10 protein-coding genes and 1 pseudogene are annotated in these 14,460 nt (G+C 68.3%); 6 read left to right on the forward strand and 5 right to left on the reverse strand.

All coding sequences use genetic code 11. The annotated features are described in order from the left end of the window. Window positions 1-165 precede the first annotated feature (165 nt). From mobF to ACIRD7_RS41965, 4 genes are all read left to right on the forward strand, one after another. Window positions 166-3,912 carry a MobF family relaxase gene (gene mobF, locus ACIRD7_RS41950; protein WP_080556415.1) on the forward strand — a complete coding sequence of 1,249 codons (3,747 nt, stop codon included), beginning with the start codon at window positions 166-168 and terminating at the stop codon, window positions 3,910-3,912. Window positions 3,913-4,803: 891 nt separating this feature from the next. Next, entirely contained in the window at window positions 4,804-5,316 is a 513-nt protein-coding gene (locus ACIRD7_RS41955) for a hypothetical protein (protein ID WP_002857217.1), read from the forward strand. Between the two features lie 171 nt (window positions 5,317-5,487). After that, complete coding sequence (locus ACIRD7_RS41960; RefSeq protein WP_002857216.1) at window positions 5,488-6,270, forward strand: ParA family protein; 783 nt, start codon at window positions 5,488-5,490, stop codon at window positions 6,268-6,270. Further along, window positions 6,267-6,563 carry a hypothetical protein gene (locus ACIRD7_RS41965; protein ID WP_036334967.1) on the forward strand — a complete coding sequence of 99 codons (297 nt, stop codon included), beginning with the start codon at window positions 6,267-6,269 and terminating at the stop codon, window positions 6,561-6,563. Before ACIRD7_RS41960 ends, ACIRD7_RS41965 begins: the two co-directional genes overlap by 4 nt. A gap of 466 nt (window positions 6,564-7,029) precedes the next feature. Here ACIRD7_RS41965 and ACIRD7_RS41970 read toward each other — a convergent pair whose 3' ends face one another. The 4 genes and pseudogenes from ACIRD7_RS41970 to ACIRD7_RS41985 all read right to left on the reverse strand — a co-directional run bounded on the left by ACIRD7_RS41970 (window position 7,030) and on the right by ACIRD7_RS41985 (window position 11,034). Further along, window positions 7,030-8,577 (reverse strand): SulP family inorganic anion transporter, encoded by a 1,548-nt coding sequence (locus ACIRD7_RS41970; protein ID WP_002857214.1) that lies wholly within the window; start codon window positions 8,575-8,577, stop codon window positions 7,030-7,032. A gap of 114 nt (window positions 8,578-8,691) precedes the next feature. Then, the gene (locus tag ACIRD7_RS41975; RefSeq protein WP_087114788.1) at window positions 8,692-9,078 is read right to left on the reverse strand and encodes a MerR family transcriptional regulator; all 387 of its coding nucleotides are present in this window, start codon (window positions 9,076-9,078) and stop codon (window positions 8,692-8,694) included. An 888-nt stretch (window positions 9,079-9,966) separates the two neighbouring features. Further along, a pseudogene (locus ACIRD7_RS41980) lies at window positions 9,967-10,835 on the reverse strand (IS5 family transposase); the annotation flags it as partial. A gap of 46 nt (window positions 10,836-10,881) precedes the next feature. Continuing rightward, a complete protein-coding gene (locus tag ACIRD7_RS41985; RefSeq protein WP_002857209.1) occupies window positions 10,882-11,034 on the reverse strand; it encodes a hypothetical protein in 153 nt (50 codons plus the stop codon). A 190-nt stretch (window positions 11,035-11,224) separates the two neighbouring features. On the opposite strand from ACIRD7_RS41985, the gene ACIRD7_RS41990 reads away from it, so the two are divergent. Together ACIRD7_RS41990 and ACIRD7_RS41995 are read left to right on the forward strand one after the other, a co-directional pair. Beyond that, window positions 11,225-12,499 (forward strand): Nramp family divalent metal transporter, encoded by a 1,275-nt coding sequence (locus ACIRD7_RS41990; protein ID WP_002857208.1) that lies wholly within the window; start codon window positions 11,225-11,227, stop codon window positions 12,497-12,499. A gap of 25 nt (window positions 12,500-12,524) precedes the next feature. Further along, complete coding sequence (locus ACIRD7_RS41995; protein ID WP_036334971.1) at window positions 12,525-13,196, forward strand: metal-dependent transcriptional regulator; 672 nt, start codon at window positions 12,525-12,527, stop codon at window positions 13,194-13,196. Between the two features lie 154 nt (window positions 13,197-13,350). On the opposite strand, the gene ACIRD7_RS42000 is transcribed toward ACIRD7_RS41995, so the two are convergent. Then, window positions 13,351-14,406: an AAA family ATPase gene (locus ACIRD7_RS42000; RefSeq protein ID WP_002857206.1), complete on the reverse strand. Its 1,056-nt coding sequence runs from the start codon at window positions 14,404-14,406 to the stop codon at window positions 13,351-13,353. Window positions 14,407-14,460: the final 54 nt, after the last annotated feature.

The following is a 14,460-nucleotide window of genomic DNA, read 5'->3' on the forward strand; positions in this document are numbered from 1 at the left end:
CAACCGGTGGGGTGTTTGTACTACCCCCCGATTGTTCTGGGTAACCCCCCCCCCGGCGTATACGCGCCCCGCAGTTGGGGGGGGCGCGGGGGGGCGGGGGGGGGGGCCACCCCGAGAACGACCACGGTAAGATCAACCCCAAGAATCAAGAGAATCAAGGCACATATGCTACGAACGTCGTTCGTAGGGACTCTGGTCAGGTACGGAGGTGGTCAGGTGCGTGGTGGTGCGGTGTTCTTCCGGGGTTCCTCTGGTGCTGCCGCACGCGCTTATCTGGCCACTGACCGGACAGCGACGGCTGATGACTACTACCTGGAGAAGGGCGAGCTGACGGCGTCGCGGTTCGTGTTCGATGGGGCCGGCGAGATGGTCGATTCGGGCACGTTGAACGCTGAGGCTTACCAGGGGTGGGTGGAGTGGGTGGACCCGTCCACGGGGGAGGTGCGGGGGTCGCGGCGGGAGAACTCGGTGCTGTTCTTGGACAAGGTCATCAACGTGGACAAGACCCTCTCGGTGGCGGCCGTGCTGGACCTGCGGATCGCGCAGCAGTTGGACGCGGCGTTAGAGCAGATGGCGCACGAGCTGATGGCCTACGCCGCCTCCGAGATGCACACCCGGGTCGGCCCGCGTGGCGGGCAGGTGTGGGTGCCCGTGGAGAAGCTCGAGGCGGTGACGGTGGCGCACCGGACGTCGCGGGAGGGGGACCCGCACCGGCACCTGCATCTGCAGTTCCTGAACCGGGTGTGGGCTGCCGGGGCGTGGCGTGCGTTGGACACCGCGGAGTTCGTCAAGCACAACGCGGCGATGAACCGGTTGGGGGAGGCGGTGTTGGCCTCACATGCCGGGTTGCAGGACGCTCTGGCGCAGGCCGGGTTGAGCTTCGACCCGGCCACCGGGGCCGTGGTCGAGCTGGCCGAGGCGGCGGAGGTGATGAGCAAGCGGGCCGGACAGATCGCGGAGCGTCGGGCGCAGCTGGTCGCGCAGTGGGAGGCCGAGCATCCGGGGCAGACGCCGGGGGAGCAGATTCTGGAGGGGCTGGATCATCTGGCGTGGGCGCAGACCCGTCGGGAGAAGGTCCCCGGCGAGCTGCCGGATGAGGACAAGTGGCGGGCCGAGATCGCCGCGACCGGGTTCGTGATGCCTTCAGGGCCGCGTGAGCGTGCGGTGGTGTCCTGGTCGCAGGTGGACAAGTCGGCCCTGATCCGGGCCGCGGTGGAGCAGCTGGAGACGTCGCGGTCGGCGTGGTCGGTGGCGGATGTGTCGGCGGCAGTCTCGGCGGAGTTCAGCCGGACCGGTGTGACGGATTACCCGCGCCCGGTGGGGGAGCTGGTGCGGGAGGCCACCGAGGCGCTCGTGGCGGGCCGGTGCACGTCGATCGCCCCGGACGTGGACCCGTGGACGGCTCCGCACCATCTGAAGGTGCTCACCACGGACCAGGTCATCGAGGCCGAGCGCACCCTGCAGGGGCTGCTGCTGGCCAAGGCGTTGGAGCCGGTCACCGAGCAGGTGGCCGTGGCCGGCCGAACCTACGAGCTGGGGGCGCACCAGGACATGGACCAGGGGTTGCTGGAGCGCATCTTCGCTGAGTCCACCTCCACGGACCCAGATGGTCAGCCTGTGTCTCTGCCTGAGGGGGTCGGGCATCGGGATGCGTTGGCGGCGATCTCGGGCACGCACCAGTTGGTGGTGGTCACCGGGGCGGCAGGGTCGGGCAAGACCACCTTGTTGAAGGCCGCCAAGCATGTGGGGGCGGTCAAGGGTGTGGAGCAGGTGATAGTGACCCCTACGGCGAAGGCCGCTGAGGTGGCCGCCGCCGAGACCGGATCCAGTGCCAGCACCGTGCATGCGCTGTTGCGGGCTTATGGGTACCGGTGGGAGACCGACAAGGCCACGGGGGTGACCCGGTGGCAGCGCCTTAACCCGGGTGAGGGCGACTACCAGGGTGTGCCCGAGGGGCGCCGGCTGGGCCCGGGCGTGCAGGTGGTGGTGGATGAGACCGGGATGCTCTCCCAGGACGTGGCCGCCCGCCTGTTCACGGTGCTGCACGAGACGGGGGCGCGGGCCGTGCTCACCGGTGACTACCAGCAGCTGGGCGCGGTGGGCCGTGGCGGGGTGCTGCAGATGGCCGAGCACGCCACGGAGGCGTCCGTGGACCTGGACACCGTGCACCGGTTCCTCAACCCGGTCTACGCGTCGCTGTCCTTGGCGATGCGTGCCCGGCAGGCCCCGGGTGAGCAGTTCGACCTGTTGGTGGAGATGGGTCTGGTGCAGGTCCACGCCAGTCAGGAGGAGGCAAATCAGGCCCTGGCGAAGGCGTGGGTACACGGTGCTCGTGAGGGTGCGCCCCCGTTGATCTGCGCGGCGACGAACGAGAACGCCCAGCAGATCAACACGGCCATCCAGCAGCACCACACCAGCACCGGCCCCGAGGCCGGTTCTGGCCTCCTGGTGGGCATGGATGGTCTGCCCATGAGTGAGGGCGCTCGGATCATGACCCGCCGCAACGACGCCCTGCTGGGGGTGCTGAACCGGCAGGTGTGGACCATCCGGAAGATCGGCCCCACGCACACGAAGATCCAGGACCCTGACGGTGGGCACCGCACCCTGCACGTGCCCAACGAGTACCTGACCGAGCACGCGCATCTGGGGTGGGCGCTCACCGCGCACGGGGCCCAGGGGGCCACCGTGGGCCAGGCGCACACATTGGTTGACGAGCACACCGACGCTGCCGGCCTCTACGTCGGGCTCACCCGTGGCCGGGAGTCCAATGTGGCGCACTTCGTGGCCGAGGACCTGGCGGAGGCTCGGGCGCAGTATGTGGCGGCGATGGGTCGGGACGGGGCCGATCACGGCCTGGACGCAGCCCGCCAAGCCCTGGCCGCGCAGCTGGAGGGCATGAACCTGCCCGGCCGGCAGGCCCCGGTGCAGCCGGTGCTCAAGAGTGCTGCGCAGTTGCGCCCGGGGGACCAGATCCAGGACGGTGGGCAGCTGTTGACCGTGGTCGCCGTCCACGGGCAGAAGGTGACGATGCGCCCGTCCCAGGATCCGGGATCTGGTGTGCGCACGGGCACGCTCAAGGCTGGGGCGCAGGTGCAGGTGTGGCCTGCGGCCACGACGTTCCCGGCACCGAAGGGCCAACGTGATCAGACGTTGATGGGGCTGGGGATGCAGTTGCGCAAGGCCGAACGGGTGGCCGCGGCGTTGACCCCGTGGAACACGCATCGTGAACAGGTGGGCGCCTGGGTGGCCGCGCACCCGCAAGCCTGCGAGCTCGCTGACACCCTGGACGTGCTGGATGAGCGCTTGACCCAAGCCCGGCAGCAGGTGCACGAGGCACACCAGCAGATGCACGAGCAGCACCAGGCCCAGACCCGGCAGCTGCGAGCCGAAATGGAGCAAGCCAAGACCCGGGCGCAGAGCGCAGGGTTCTTCCAGCGCCGCTCAGCACGGGCTGAGCTGGAGCGGGCCCGAGCCGCGCTGTTTGAGCATCAGTGGAGGACCAGGGCCACTCTCCCCCCGGAAGCCACCGTGGAGTTGGAACGCCTGACCCAGACCAGGGAAGAAGTCTTCGCCCAGTACCAGGGCCTGGCAGAGGACTTCGTCACGCAGCTGCCGGCCCCACAGCGTCCTCCTGGAGGGTTGGGGGTGCAGGTGCACACCGAGCCGGTGTCCGTGTGGCGGCACCTGGAGCGTCAACCGGTCACCGCGACCGCGGACACGGCCGCCCGCGCCGAGGAGTACCAGAAGCAGGCCGAGCAGCTGCAGCGCCGGCGGGACTGGTTCGCCCAGGAGACCCCGGAAGTGAATGCGTCCCTGTGGGGTCAGGTCAAGGCCCCCACCCGGGCACCGGGGCCGGCTGGGGCAGCCCATCTGGTCCCCCAGCGTGAGCGAGACACGGGGCTGGAACGCTGAGGAATCTGCCGCCCTCCGGCCGGGCGTAGGCCGCCCTGCCTCCGGTTGCCATGGGAAGAGCCGGGGTGCCTTCCAGCCAGGCAGGGAGAGGCAGCCCCACGTGAGCGAAGACCCCACGACATGCCCTTAGACAGCAGAATGCCCCACGACCGCCAAGACGTGGGGCATACTGACAAAGTCCAAACAACTTCATACCCGAGCTTAGCGCACCGCCAACTTTCGCGCACGGCTCCACGCGGCGATTGTGCTCACTCCCGCGTCACCAACGAGAAGCACGCGGCCTCACCCGCCGTATTCGCCCGTCAGAGGGGCTGTCCTTCTACGAGCTGATGTGCCGCCAGGTGCTCCCACGATCCGTGAGGACGTGGGGCGAAGGAGTGCCGAACCTGGGGCCGAACGTGCCGCCCGCCATGAGACCTGACCCGGGCCAAGAGCCATCAGCACACGCCGCCACTGCACGCGAGTAATGCCGCGCGCCTCCAATGCATACGCATACCCATACGCACACTGCGGGCTGAACCATCACCCCAGCGTCACCGGAGCCTCTAGTCCCCACCACGATCCGCCCTTTTGGGCCTATCAGGGGACCGGAGGCACGCCGCGCCGCTCCCCCCGCTCCTACAGGCTGGCAGGTCCGGGCAGGGTGTTCCACCAGTCCCCGAGCCCTCTCCCCGGCTCGTAGCCCCGACCAGGCAGAATCCGAGCACAACAAGCCCGAACGGCCCGCAGAGCCCCCAGGACAGGAGCCGGACATGACCAGTCAGTAGCTACCCCGCCAGGATGTGATCGGCTACGCCAGAGTCCTCATTAAGGTCCAGGCGCGGTTCGGTGTGCACCCCTCCCTCTTTATCGGGTACCCGATATTCTGTGAGTGGACGAAAGAGGTGCCCCATGACCCTGACCCTGATCCCCCCGAGCACTCCTGACGAGGCCACCCAGCAGCTTGCACAGCTCCAGGGCACCACCGTCGCCCTTGCCGTGCTGCGTCGGGTGCAGCTCGTCAAGGCCGCCGAGGCGGGAGTGACCCAGCAGCAGCTTGCCGGTGCGCTCGGCCGAGCCCAGTCGAGCATCAGCGAATACCTCGCCCGTGCCCGCACGAGCCTGGCCGATAGGCCCGCTACGCATCCGCTGTGGCCGGCCGAAGTCATCGACCTCTACGCGGCGGGCCTTCTGCCCCGTGACGAAGTGCTCTCCTACCTCGCCAGTTACCCCTACATCGACCCCGCACCCACCGATGACCCGGCCTACACCGTGACCCGGCCCGGTGAGTTCGGGGAGGTCGCAGCAGCGAACTGGAGCGGCAAGCTCTCCGACGCCGACTACGCGGACCTCTACGACCTTCTGCACGCAGACGACCAGCTGAACTCGATCGGGTCGATCAACTTCCCCGGTCAGTGCACCTAATGGGCGGCTCTGAAGGCTTCGGTAGTTCCGTGAGGACTCTTTCCACTCTTGGTTAGTGCGAGTGGGCACCAAGAAAAACTTGCTAGCAAGCTAGCTATCTAACTTGCGCGCTAGCAAGTCAGCACGCTTTCATGCTTGCTTACTAGTAAGCAAGCATGAAAGCATGCGTGCATGCATACCTTGATGGTCTACTCCGAGGCCGGCGGTGTCGCCAAGACGACGACGGCCGTTTCCCTGGCCATGTCCTGGGCTGAGCAGGGCCGACAGGTGGTCTTGATCGATCTGGATCCTCGTGCGGCTGCCACGAAATGGGTGGACGTGGAACCTACCGAGCCTGGCCTGCATATCGGCGCGGTGATTGGCAACCCCGACCCCACCGGCTGGATCCAGGATCTTGCCGTGCCCTCCGGCTGGCACGAGAACCTTCGCGTGGTCCCCTCTGACCGGTCCTTGTCTCACCAGGAAGCCGACCGCGCGGACCACGCCCATCTGCGTCTGCGCATGGCCTTGTCCGGTCTGCAGGCTGATCTGGTGGTCATCGACTGTCCCAACCGTCAGGGCGGGCCGCTGACCCAGAACGCGTTCACCGCCTCAGACGGGGTGATCTACGCCGCCCGCCCCACCTCGGACGGTTGCGACGGGGTGCACGGGGCCCGCCAGAGCGTGGCCGCGTTCAAACAGTCCATGGCCCTGCTGGGAGCTGCAGACCGGCTCACCGAGGTGGGCATCGTCGTCTCGGACTACCGAGACCACATCACCCCCAAGGACCAGACCGTCGCCGTCGAGGAGCTGCGCGAGACCGGGCTGCTGCTCACCCCCCTGGTGCCGGCCCGCTCCATCGTCCCCAAGGCACGTCTGGCCTGCGACTGGCTGGGCCGCTACGAGAAGGGCGAACCCGTCGCCACCGCCTACGCCGACCTGGCCGGCCTCATCTTCGAAAGGATCACCGCATGAACGAGAAGCAGTCCGAACCCGACCTGAGCCTGCGAGCACAGCGCCGCAAGCCCAGCCCGGCCCCCCAGACCCCGGCTCCCGGAGCGGTGATCCCCGCAGAGCCGGCAACAGCCTCGGACCCGGCCGGCGGGTATGTGCCCCTAGCCCGGCGTGGGGCACCGACCGTGGCGCTGAACGTGCGGGTGCCCGAAGCGATCCGCGACGCGGTGCGTCGAGAAGCGGCCATGAACCCGGCAACGCCCAGCCAGGCAGCGGTCATCGAGGCTCTGGTCCGCGCGCACCTGATGCACTGACCGGTGCGCCAGGTCGAGGGGTCTGAGCTGATCCTTCAGGCCATCAGAGATACCTGCCCCTCCAGGGCTGAGGACCCCTGTGCGTCCTGGGTGCCGGCCTCGTGTTCCCTGCGCAACGTGGGCAGGCTGAAAGGCGTCTGCCACAAACCCTGCTGGGGCCGGTGTTGTGGCGAACTGACTGGGGCCAGTCTTCGGCCGTCTGGCAGGCGAGTTGTGGAGACTGCCGGAGGCGTCTGGGAGCCACGCCATAAACGACCGAATCTGCCGCCCTCGTCTCACACGCGCCGAGGCGGCGACAACCACGCGCGATCCTCAGCAGACGCCGGTGCCATTGCGCCAGCGGTCCTGACTGGGCGTGTGGGCGGGGGTCAAATGGAGGCAGGCCCGGTGCTGTTCAGTGCCCGTGATTCATGGGCACCCCTGACCCCGAGGCATCGAGCAGGGTCAGGGGTGCGCGAACCCTGTCTCAGTGGCCCCCGCCGAGGCGGCCGGACATCCGAGCGCGCATCGCCCGGCTGGCCACGTTGAGACCGGTGATCTCCACCGTCGCCCCGTGCCGCCGGTACTTCTCCTCGACGGCGTCCAGCGCCGCGATCGTGGAGGCGTCCCACAGGTGCGCCTGGCTGAAGTCGATCACCACGCGCGCGGGGTCGCCCGCGTAGTCGAACTGCGTGTAGAGGTCGTTGGAGGAGGCGAAGAACAGCTCGCCCTGCACGCGGTAGCGCGCGACGGCGTCGCGCCCCTGCCCCTCGAGGGTGCGGGTGACGGTGGCCAAGTGCGAGACCCGCTGGGCGAACATGACCATGGCCGCGAGCACGCCCAGGCCCACGCCGATCGCGAGGTTGTGGGTGAGGACGGTGGCCGCCACGGTCACGAGCATCACGGCGGTTTCGGACTTGGGCATGAAGGCCAGCGTGGACGGCCGGATCGAGTGCCAGTCGAAGGTGGCCAGGGACACGAAGATCATCACGGCCACGAGCGCGGCCATGGGCACAAGCGCCACCACGTCACCCAGCGTGACGGACAGGATCAGCACGAACACGCCCGCCATGAAGGTGGAGATCCGGGTGCGGGCCCCGGAGGCCTTCACGTTGATCATGGTCTGGCCGACCATGGCACAGCCGCCCATGCCCCCGAACAGCCCCGAGACCACGTTCGCGACGCCCTGGCCCCAGGACTCGCGGGTCTTGGAGGAGTGGGTGTCTGTGATGTCGTCCACGAGCTTGGCGGTCATGAGGGACTCGAGCAGGCCGACGACGGCCATGCCGAGCGCGTATGGGAACAGCAGCTGCAGCGTCTCCAGCGTGAACGGCACATCCGGCACCAGCAGGGCGGGCAGAGAGTCCGGCAGACGGCCCTTGTCCCCCACCGTGGGCACGTCCGCGCCGGCCAGCAGCACGATCACGGTGACGACGACGATCGCTACGAGCGGGGCCGGGACGGCCGTGGTGACGCGCGGCAGCAGCAGGATGATCGCAAGGCCGAGGGCGGTCAGCGGGTACACCAGCCACGGCACGCCCATCAGGTCCGGCAGCTGCGAGGTGAAGATCAGGATGGCCAGGGCATTGACGAAACCCACCATCACCGAGCGCGGGACGAACCGCATGAGCTTCGCGACGCCGAGCAGCCCCAGGACCACCTGCAACCCTCCGGCCAGGATCACCGCGGCGATCAAGTGGTCGAGTCCATGGGAGGCCACCAAGGGCGCGACGACGAGGGCCGTCGCGGCCGTGGCCGCCGAGACCATGGCCGGCCGTCCGCCCACGAACGCGATGGTCATGGCCATGGTGGCCGCGGCGAACAGGCCCACCTGCGGGTCGACACCCGCGATGAGCGCGAAGGCGATGGCCTCGGGGATCAGGGCCAGCGCGACGACGAGGCCGGCGAGGACCTCGGTCTTGAGGCGGCCGGGTGAGCGGAGGGTCAGGCGGACGGACTGCAGCTGCTCGGGCGAGGGTTCGCGCGAGTTTGGCGGGGCCGCCACGCGGGCGGAGGCAGTGGAGGCAGGTGTCATGAGAGGAACCCTACTCTTACGTGAGGGTAGGTTTGGCGCGGATTGTCGGATGCATGGCGGAGATCACCGCGGGTGCCGAGTGCGTGCGCTGGCTAGCGGACCGGGGCGGGTGGGTCAGTCCCCGAGCGCCTCGAGCTCGGCCAGCAGCTCGTCCGCCTGGCGCAGCTTCCGGGCGAGTGTGGCCCGCCCCTTCCGCGCCCGCTCCAGGTACGCCGCGATGTCCTCCCGCGGCGCCTCGGCGGCCGGCCCCTCGAGAACCTCGAGCAGGAGGGCGGTCTCCTCGAGACTGAAGCCGAGCGGGGTGATGCGCATGACGCGCAGCAGGCGGGTCACGTCGTCCTCGGTGTAGAGCCGGAATCCGCCCTCGCTGCGCGCGGATGGCGGAACGAGGCCGACGTCGTCGTAGTGGCGGATGGAACGCAGGGACAGGCCGGTGCGCCCGGCCACCTCGCCGATCTTCATGGCGTGGCCGGGCATTGCCGCCTCGGAGTCGGCAACCATGGGTATCCCCTTTGGCTGGTTCGTGGATGTGGTTGAGCGCAGCATGAAGCTCTTGCTGAACTGGATGAATACGACCACCTGAGCCTACTGGGGTGGCACAGGCAGGGACCATCCTCTCCAGGGGTGCGGGCAGGAGGCACCGGCTTCCTTCGCGTGTCCCATGGGCGGTCCGCGTTCGAGCAGAGGAAGCCGGCACGGCCAGGGAGGCTGCCGAATGCCGAAGGTGGTGCCCGCTCACCGTGCGCAAAGCCACCCGCCCGCCTGAGCGTCTGGCTCCCCTTCGCCTGGGGATGATGCGTCCACTCGGGTATGCCAGAAGCGACCCCCTGTCCCTCAGGGGATGGTGGGGGCGTTGTCCTGGTGTGAGGGCGAGGTCCTGATCCTTCAGAGGCGGCATGGCGGTCCGTCGTGCGGGGGTCAGATCAGCGGTGCGGCGCTCACGGACAGGTTGGTGCCCACACCCGTGGCGTTGAGGTAGACGACGGTGGTGCCGTAGCCGGAGACCGTGATGGACCGGTAGAGGGAGATGGCCGTGACGGCGGTCGAGCTGGCGCCCGTGGACCCGGCGACGCTGTAGGGGGACTGCCCCGTGGTGCCGCAGGCCTCAGTGCGGTCCAGGCCGAGCCGGCAGGTACCGTCGGTGCGTCCTACGGATCCGTTGGCCGGGACGGCGAGGCCGTTGGTCGCGTTGTAGGTCTTCCCGTTGTTCAAGGCGATCCGGGAGGTGCCGCCGTTGCTGGTGGAGGAGACGGATCCGGTGCGCACCCCGCAGGCCGCGGCCTCGTCGCTGAGGCGGAAGTCGAAATCGAGGGCCACCTGCTTGTTGGACAGCCTGCCGAGCGTCTCGTTGGTGATGCGCAGGTAGGGCATGTCTGACAATCGTTTTGACCATGCGAGCACAGCATTCAGGACCACAGCGGCCCTGTAGATGATCGCGTACTTGTCATACCGGGTCGCCAGACCCCGCCACTGCTTCAGGTGAGCGTACTGACGCTCGATGACGTTGCGGCCCTTGTAGGCGTCCGCGTCGAGGCTGACGGGGCGCCCGCCGCGGGCACCGCGCCGTCTGCGGTGGCCCTGCTGGTCGGCCGGTTCGGGGATGACCGCTTTGATCCCACGGGCACGTAGGTGGGTGCGGATCGCCCGGGAGGAGTACGCCTTATCGCCCAGCACGGCCTCGGGGCGGGTCCGGGGCCGCCCTACTGGCCGGGTCACGCGCAGCTGCTCCAGAAGAGGAAGCAGCATCGGGGAGTCCCCTCACCTGGCCGGGGGTGATCAGGCTGACCAGCGGCAGCCCGGTCCCATCGACGAGCTGATGGATCTTCGTGCTCAGCCCGCCACGGGAGCGCCCGATGCCGTGATCGGCCGGCTCCTCACGCGGATTCTTGTAGTTCGATCCATCCCCCTGTGTGGCGGGTGATGTTCGTCGCGTGCTGGTGGGCGCGGGCGATCGTGGAGTCCACCGAGACCGACCAATCGATCAGGCCTTCGGCGTCAGCGGCGGCGGTCAGCGTGGCCAGCACTGTGTCCCATGTGCCTTTTTCGGCCAAGCGCCGATGCCAGGTCCACACGGTCTGCCAGGGCCCGTAGACCTCGGGCAGATCCCTCCAAGCGATTCCGCACCGGTACCGGTAGATGATCGCCTCCACCATGGTGCGGGCGTCGGCGAACGGCCTGCCGGCGCGGCCGGTCCGGGTCGGGAGCATCGGGGCGATCAACTCCCATTGGGCGTCGGAGAGCATCTGGAACCGGGACATGTCCCCAGGGTCTCAGCTGACTCGTGCATCTATTCTCAGACACGCCCTAGGTCAGGGTGAACGCCGAGGCTGGGAGGGGCTTGCCTGCGGTGTACCCCGCGCAGGAGGAGGCGGCCATGGCGGGCGCGGCCGTCGATGCGGCCACGGCCGGCACGGCCCAGGCGAGGCCGGTGGCTACTGAACGGCGGGAGATTTCCATGAGGGGTACTCCAGTTAGGGCACACAAAAGAATTCAGGTGCACACGATTAGGTTCGTGAAAGCAGGAGTGTTCGGCTACGGCCGTCGGTGCATCTGAGACTGCCGGGGTGCCGGGGTGTGGTCAGACCACCTGTCTCCTCAGAGTTCAGGTATGTTAAATCTCATGCATGCATCGCCATTGGAGCCTCGGATGACCGCCGGTGTGGATCGGCCGGCGGATGGCAAGGTCGCCGTGGAGAGGGTGGATCGCCCCGGTCGTCGGGGAATGCGGCTGCTGGGGCCGGCCTTCGTGGCGGCGGTGGCCTATGTGGACCCCGGCAATGTGGCTGCGAACCTGACGGCGGGGGCCCAGTACGGGTACCTGCTGGTCTGGGTGCTGGTCGCAGCGAACCTGATGGCCATGCTCGTGCAGTACCTCTCGGCGAAGCTCGGGCTCGTCACCGGCCGCTCGCTTCCGGAGCTGCTGGGGCACCGGTTGCCGCGCGGGCGGCGTTTGGCGTACTGGGTGCAGGCGGAGATCGTGGCCGCCGCCACGGATCTGGCCGAGGTGATCGGAGGGGCCATTGCCCTGCACATCCTCTTCGGTATCCCCCTGCTGGCCGGCGGGGTGATCGTCGGGGTGGTCTCGATGATCCTGTTGGGTGTGCAGTCCCGGCGCGGGCAGCAGCCCTTCGAGTTCGTCGTCATGGGCCTGCTGGCCGTGATCACCCTCGGGTTCGTCTCGGGACTGTTCTACGGGCCCATCTCCTGGGGTGAGGCCGTGGCGGGCATGGTCCCCCGGTTCGAGGGAACCCAGACGGTGCTCCTGGCGGCCGGCATGTTGGGGGCCACGGTGATGCCCCACGCGATCTATGTGCACTCAGCTCTGGCGCGTGACCGCCATCAGGGGGCCCACGCTCATCCGGGCACCCTTGGCAGGCTGCTGCGGGCCACCCGGTGGGATGTGGGGCTGTCGCTTCTGGTGGCAGGGTCGGTGAACATCGCGATGCTGCTGCTGGCGGCGGCCAATCTCTCCGGGGTCTCCGGGACGGACAGCATCGAAGGCGCCCACGCGGCGATCACGACCGCACTGGGGCCGGCGGTGGGCGTGCTCTTCGGCGTCGGCCTGTTGGCCTCCGGGCTGGCCTCCACCGCGGTGGGCTCCTATGCGGGGTCGGAGATCATGGGCGGGCTGCTGCGCTGGCGCATCCCTCAGATGCTGCGGCGGGTGCTCACGCTGATCCCCGCGCTGCTGGTCATCGCCTCCGGGGTGGACCCCACCTGGGCGCTCGTCCTCTCCCAGGTGCTGCTCAGTATCGGCATCCCCTTTGCCATGATCCCCCTGGTCCGACTGACCGGTGCCCGGGCCGTGATGGGCCGACACGCGAACTCCACGCCCCTGCAGACGGTGGCATGGGTGGTCGTGGCTCTGATCGTGGCCCTGAACGCCGTGCTGCTGTGGCTGACGTTGACCGGGCAGGGGTGAAGGAGGTCCCGCTATCGTGCAGGCCATGAGCCTCGACGAGATCACTCCGGTGGCCCAGGACTACCTCAAGGCGATCTGGTCCGCCACGGAGTGGGGAGACGCGCCGCTGAGCACGAAGAGCCTGGCCGCACGCATGGGCACCACCGCGCCCAACGTCACCGAGACGGTCAAGCGCCTGGCAGCCCAGGGCCTGGTCGAGTACCAGCCCTACAAGCCCGTGACCCTCACCGGGAAGGGATGCGAGCACGCGATCGCGATGGTCCGCCGGCACCGGCTGCTGGAAAGCTTCCTCGCCGCGAGCCTAGGCTACTCCTGGGACGAGGTCCACGCGGAAGCCGAACGACTCGAGCACGCCGCCTCCGACGAGCTGATCGAGCGGATCGATCAGATGCTGGGCCACCCCACGCACGATCCCCACGGCGACCCCATCCCCACTCCCGCAGGGCAGCGGGAGCGGCCGGCCCACGCGGTCCGCCTGGATGCAGCCGAGCCGGGGTTCTACCGGGTCCTACGCATCTCCGACGCCGACCCGCAGCGTCTGATCTGCTTCCAGCAGGCCGGAATCGTTCCCGACAGTGTCGTCGAGGTGGCCGAGGCCGGCCACTTCCGACTGCGCGTGGTCGCAGTCGGGCCCGTGGAACTCATCGAGACGGATGCGGCTGCCATCTGGCTGGTGCCGAGCTCGACTCGAGGATGAATCGTCCCCACCTTCATTGCGCAGCGGTGCCGCCCCGTCGAGAAGCAGGCTGTCCAAGGGGGTATACCCCTTTACACACCCCGTCCGCCAACGAGAGCATCACGTGTGAGCAGCTTCGCTCTGTGTCGCGGTTTTCGCTGCGTTCCGTGTCGGGTTAGGTGGTGCCGATGACGAGGGTGCTGCGGGCGGCTTCGACGACGTCGTTGGTGATGACGTCGAGCTCGTTGATCTTCAGGACACGTTGAATCTGTGGGAGGAGACGTTCGAGGAGACGGAAGTTGCCGCGGGTGATGCGTTCGACGGCGGCGATGGCTTGCGCGTCAGTGAAGTCGTCGGGGTCGAGGGTCTTGCCGAGCTTGCGCCATTGACGTTCGAGGACGAACAGCAGCTCGTCGTGGCCGAGGGGGCGGTACTGGTGGGCGAACCCGAGTCGGCTGTAGAGCTGTGGGTAGTGAGTGAACTGCTTCTCGATGCCGGGCATGCCGATCAGGATCATCGCGATGCCTGTTCGGTCGTACTGGTCGCGGAGCCACTCGATGGCGTTGCCGGTGAGGCGTTCGGACTCATCGATGATGATCAGCTCGAGCAGTGACGGGTTGGGGCCGTGCGCGTGGTCGACGTGGCCGCCGTGGAGGACGAGGTGTTCCTCGATGCAGCGTTCGGTGCGGATCATGTCGTGCCGGAGGTCCTCTTGCAGGGCGCGCATCGTCGCGGAGACCTCGGGCGTGTAGAAGACGGTCCGGGCGCGGTGGGCCGCGGCATAGATCTTGGTGACGTTCACCTCGTCGGGCGTCGGTTCGTGGTTTGTGAGCTCGTTCCCGGTGCCGGCGCGGCCGGCCCACCAGGTGTTCGAGAGAATCTGGCCCGGGTTAAGAACCGGGATGGGGCGTTCGTAGCGCTTGACGAGGTAGGGCGCGAGGAGCCGGTCGGAGTCGTCGGGGATGACTATGGGCGGATTAAAGGTGACGGTGATGTCTCGCGCGGGGGTCGGTCCGAGGTTGGTGATGATGAAGTCGATGGAGGAGTCGCTATCGACCGCGGGGCGGAACTCGGCGGCGATCATCGGCTGGGATCGGGCTTTGCTGTCCAGGGCGGCGGAGATGAGCGCGATGATCGCGACGAGCGCGGCGACAACGCCGGCGACGGCGCCGATCGCGCTGCCGTACTCGTTGATCCAGGTCCAGGCCTCGAGCACGCTCATCCGGGTCATGAGGTGAGCGTAGCTGCGAGGCGGAACTGGCTAGAGAGACGGGGCGCGTCGTCT

The sequence above is a fragment of the Streptomyces sp. NPDC093568 genome, assembly GCF_044764945.1.
GTDB lineage: Bacteria > Actinomycetota > Actinomycetes > Streptomycetales > Streptomycetaceae > Streptomyces.